The 4321-nt window shown below is 28.5% G+C and carries 6 protein-coding genes; 5 read left to right on the plus strand and 1 reads right to left on the minus strand.

Features of this window, described 5'->3' with window-relative positions; translation table 11 throughout:
- The first annotated feature begins 27 nt into the window (after positions 1–27).
- The 5 genes from ACSVH9_RS16130 (at position 28) to ACSVH9_RS16150 (ending at position 3449) form a co-directional block, all read left to right on the plus strand.
- Entirely contained in the window at positions 28–627 is a 600-nt protein-coding gene (locus ACSVH9_RS16130; RefSeq protein ID WP_438064599.1) for a hypothetical protein, read from the plus strand.
- A gap of 145 nt (positions 628–772) precedes the next feature.
- A complete protein-coding gene (locus ACSVH9_RS16135; protein WP_438064600.1) occupies positions 773–1030 on the plus strand; it encodes a DUF7660 family protein in 258 nt (85 codons plus the stop codon).
- A gap of 12 nt (positions 1031–1042) precedes the next feature.
- The gene (locus ACSVH9_RS16140; protein WP_438064601.1) at positions 1043–1486 is read left to right on the plus strand and encodes an SMI1/KNR4 family protein; all 444 of its coding nucleotides are present in this window, start codon (positions 1043–1045) and stop codon (positions 1484–1486) included.
- Between the two features lie 151 nt (positions 1487–1637).
- Positions 1638–2756 carry a DUF6438 domain-containing protein gene (locus tag ACSVH9_RS16145; protein WP_438064602.1) on the plus strand — a complete coding sequence of 373 codons (1119 nt, stop codon included), beginning with the start codon at positions 1638–1640 and terminating at the stop codon, positions 2754–2756.
- A 168-nt stretch (positions 2757–2924) separates the two neighbouring features.
- Positions 2925–3449, plus strand: a complete 525-nt coding sequence (locus ACSVH9_RS16150; RefSeq protein ID WP_438064603.1) for a hypothetical protein — start codon at positions 2925–2927, stop codon at positions 3447–3449.
- Between the two features lie 127 nt (positions 3450–3576).
- Here ACSVH9_RS16150 and ACSVH9_RS16155 read toward each other — a convergent pair whose 3' ends face one another.
- Positions 3577–4167 (minus strand): hypothetical protein, encoded by a 591-nt coding sequence (locus ACSVH9_RS16155; RefSeq protein WP_438064604.1) that lies wholly within the window; start codon positions 4165–4167, stop codon positions 3577–3579.
- Positions 4168–4321 lie beyond the last annotated feature (154 nt).

Consider the following 4321-nt stretch of genomic DNA (forward strand, 5'->3'; position numbering starts at 1 on the left):
ACGTTATGCCTAATTTAACAAACAACGATGAAAATAATAACCTCAATATTTATAATTCTTACTTTTTTTGGTTGTCAAAAATCATATGAAAAAGAAGAAGTGAAAGCAATTGAAGACATTACAAATGATTATCTTAAAAAAAATGATTTAGATAAATATTATTTGATGCCACACGATTTTTTTGGAAAACCAACAGTCGCAAAAGTAAATATTGACACTCTTGATTTTAAAGTGTATTTATCAAATGCTTTAATGCCTATAAACCAAATTCGAGAAGACAATAAATGGATGTTTAAAAATAATGATTTTAGCAAATCTGATTCAATCATTTTTTACAGCATTGTGAATTCAAAAAAGTTTAAAGAACTTGAATATCGTGAATATGATAAATCAAAAATAAAACTTATAAAACCATATAAACAATTCGACGAAAATATTAAGCCAAAAGATGATTATTCAAAAATCCTTTTTTCTAGAATTTGCTTCGATGAGAAAATGGAAAATGGAATTGTAGTAATAGATTATTTAATTGGAAATGAAAGTGGATATACAAGTGGTTATAACATGGCTTTACTTATAAAAAAGAAGAACAATAAATGGAGCTACGTAAGCACAGAAGATAAATAAACTAGGCATAACACACGCTACAAGCAATTTGGGTATTAGGCTTAATTTGAAATTGATTTTGTATTTGGAAAATTTGGCTAATCCGAAGAATGGGCTTAATTTAGTCCCAAACTGCGTGTAGCGCGGGAACGTTATAGCCAATTTTATGAACGACACACTTAACGACTTTAAAGTAACGGACAGACAAACTTTCATTAAATTTCTTGATTTATTACGTAAGGACTTTTTGGACAATCCTGAAAATTGGGAAAACAAAACTTTGCCTGACTTTTTGGAAGCACTGAGTGCATATACCGAAGATATTCAAGGCTATTACGACAATATGAAGCCAAATGTAAACGCTGACAAACCAGACTGGTCAACGTTTGCGGACATTTTTAAAGGAGCAAGTCTTTACGAATAATTATGAGAGCATATGAATACCAATTATAAATTAGAAAGTGAATTTCTTGGGAAAGTTGAAGATGATAAAGACGAGACAAATAAGAAAGAATTACTTTCAGAAGAACAACTTAATAAAATTATTGAAAAATATCCGAATGTCCCATTAGATTACATATCATATTTACGGGAAATCGGTTCAGGAAATTTTAGAGAATGTCAATTTAAAGTTCAATCTTTCCTTTTCAACCTTGAAGATTTAGGTCTTGATAACCATTATGATATAAAATCAAATATTTGGTTTTTTGGTGACAACTATTGTGGCGACTTTTCAGGCTTTGACTTAGACTTATATGATGGACTGGTAGTTGAATTTTGGCACGAAACAGGAGAACTGTATTATACTAATCAGACTTTTCAAAATTATATCAGGCAACAAATTGGAATGGACGAAAATGGAAATGACACACTTCAATAAAAAAACTGGCTATAACAGCTACTACAACGGATTTGGGCATTTGGCTTAATGGGAAAATGGTTTTGTATTTGGCAGTTTAGTGATAACCGAAAAATAAATCTTAATTTAGAACCCAAACCCGCTGTAGTACCAGAACGTTGGCAGTAATACTATGATGAAAAATTACAAATACATATTTATTTTATTATTGACATTGATTTCTTGTGAAAAGAAACCAATTAATAATTATGAAAAAAAAATTATAGGCGAATGGATTTTTGAAACCGAAAACCCTAAAAGAAAGAATTATTTCATTACAGACTTTAGCTATTCTTTTGACAAAAATGGTAATTGTGAAAGTAAACCTGGATACTTTGATACAAAAGAAAAAACTGAAACAAAAGAACGACAAACCATATTTTACGGAACAAAAACTAAATACAAGATTGAAGATGATAGTTTATACATTTACAACTTAATAACTAAAAAATGGGATGCTTCTAAAATAGTTGGGATAAACTCAAAAACGTTAAAACTTAACTCTAGTAAAAAAATCATTTTAGAATTATCTAAAATAAAGTTTAAAGAGAATAAAAAAGAAGACTTTGACAAAATAATAATTTCCAAATCTCCTTGTTTTGGTAGTTGTCCCATAAATGACATAGAAATAAATAAAAATGGAAATGTCAATTATTCTGGTTCACATTATAATTCTAAGAACGGTTTCTTTAAATCAAAAATAAGTACTAATCAATTCAAAGAGATTGAACTGAGTTTTAAAAAAACTAATTACTTAAATCTAAAAGACAAATACTCCGCAAATTGGACTGATGACCAAGAAGTTTCTGTAACATTTGTAAAAGACAATAAAATCATAAAGTCAATAACTGATTACGGAAGACAATCTCCTAAACTATTCAGAATAAATTTAGAACCATTAACTTTTTTATACCAAAAACTAAAATTATCTGAAAATAAAACAATAAAAGACTTCCAAAATATACGTTATTACAGATTTCAAAAAGGAAATCAAATTATAAGTTTAACTACTTCCGAAGTTTTTTATTTGTTTAATTTGTTAGATAATTCTAAAACTACAAACAAAAAATTTAGGACTCAATATATAACAAATTACGATATTGACTTTGACGTTAATAAAATTGAAACTGACGGAAGATTTTATAAAATATTCTCAAAAAACAAAAGTTCAATAACTTTAGATTTAGGTTTTAATTTTATTGAGAAAAATGAATTAACAAAAAGACTGAAGTTAAAAACAAAATACGACTAAAAGTACTACTGCCAACACACGCTACAAGCAAGCTGGGCAATTGGCTTAATTTGAAAATAGTTTGTGTTTGACGCATTTGTTTTTAACAGAAAGATTACGCATCTTTAATCCCAGCCTGCGTGTAGCGCGGGAACGTTATGCGTCAGTTTACCAAACGAGAAACTAAATATGAAAAATAAATTTATTGCAATATTATTGATTTTAGCAAATCTTAGTTTTGGTCAAAATCAAGACAATCAGAAATTAAAATTAAAGACTGAAAGTGATAATTGGATTCAAAGTTTAGAAAAAATAGATTCTAAAGAAAAGCAAATTCATTTCATAATTGAAAAAATAAAGCGAGACTCAATTATTGAGTTTAAAAATTCATCAGATAGAATCGTTATAAAACCAAATGAAGGCGAAAACCTAAATGACGCAATAAATAGACAATCGAAATGTAAAATTCTTTTTGTTTTGACTCAAAAAAAAGTTGGTTACTTATTAGACTTAAATGAATATCCGAAATATTCTATTATTCTAAAATATTTAACGGACAAAACAATAAATTCGATAGAAATTTTAAAGGGAGGCAAAGCGACTTCACTATATGGAAGCCGCGCAATTTGTGGCGTAATAGTACTAAAAAGTGATGACAAAAAGTTAAGAAAATTGATTGAAAAAAGTTTGCGAAAAGAAAAACCGAACGCATAACAGCTACTACAACGGATTTGGGCAATAGGCTGAATGGAAAATTGGTTTTGTATCTGGGAGATTTGGCAAATCCGAAAATAGGGCTTAATTTAGTCCCAAACCCGCTGTAGTAGCGGGGCGTTATGGGTTATTTTAAAAGACCTTCTCGTTTAAAAAACTCTAAAATAACTTTACAACGTAAAAAATTACATCTGTCGCTCCAATAACTAAATTGAATTCCATCTAAAATATGACCATTAATATATTTTAAATCGTCTTCGTCAGGTTCAAAATCTTTAAAACCTCTTTTTTCAAAAAGTTTTATTAGCCTTTGTGCCTTACTTGGTAGAATAGTTTTTTCGTCTTCCTCATAGATGTTACACATAAGAGAAATAACTTTTTCTGAAAAAGCAAAGTATGTTTTATCTTCTTTAGAGATTTTATTATTCTTAGAGATAAATTTTAGACCTCTAAAATCCATTTGTTTTAAAACAACTTTCAAAGGTGTGCGTTTTATAGCATAATCATTATACCAAACAAACCATTCTCTTATTGTGTTACTGCAATTAAATGATTTATGGTCTAATGAAACAGTTCCGTTTATTGATTCTTCAAAATTTTTATTTAAAAATTTCATCAAATCAGATTTATATTTGAACCGATATAAATGTTTTTCTAATTTTGAATTTTTAGACGGTCTAAACCACCATTCATATTTTCTGTGATTTCTAATTTTCATAAGTTTAATGAATAAAAAAAACCCATAACACACGCTACAAGCAAGCTGGGCAATTGACTGTATTTGTTAATAATTTTGTACTTGTTTATATTTGTTTTAATTGAAGCATTACGCATCTTTAATCCCAGCCTGCGTGTAGCGCGGGAACGTTGGC

The sequence above is a fragment of the Flavobacterium sp. RSSB_23 genome, assembly GCF_051547145.1.
Taxonomy (GTDB): Bacteria; Bacteroidota; Bacteroidia; order Flavobacteriales; family Flavobacteriaceae; genus Flavobacterium.

Bases quoted from the DNA above. Each gene is read 5' to 3' on its own strand.
- ACSVH9_RS16130 (WP_438064599.1), top strand. From the start codon at position 28: ATGAAAATAATAACCTCAATATTTATAATTCTTACTTTTTTTGGTTGT.
- ACSVH9_RS16135 (WP_438064600.1), top strand. From the start codon at position 773: ATGAACGACACACTTAACGACTTTAAAGTAACGGACAGACAAACTTTC.
- ACSVH9_RS16140 (WP_438064601.1), top strand. From the start codon at position 1,043: ATGAATACCAATTATAAATTAGAAAGTGAATTTCTTGGGAAAGTTGAA.
- ACSVH9_RS16145 (WP_438064602.1), top strand. From the start codon at position 1,638: ATGATGAAAAATTACAAATACATATTTATTTTATTATTGACATTGATT.
- ACSVH9_RS16150 (WP_438064603.1), top strand. From the start codon at position 2,925: ATGAAAAATAAATTTATTGCAATATTATTGATTTTAGCAAATCTTAGT.
- ACSVH9_RS16155 (WP_438064604.1), bottom strand. From the start codon at position 4,167: ATGAAAATTAGAAATCACAGAAAATATGAATGGTGGTTTAGACCGTCT.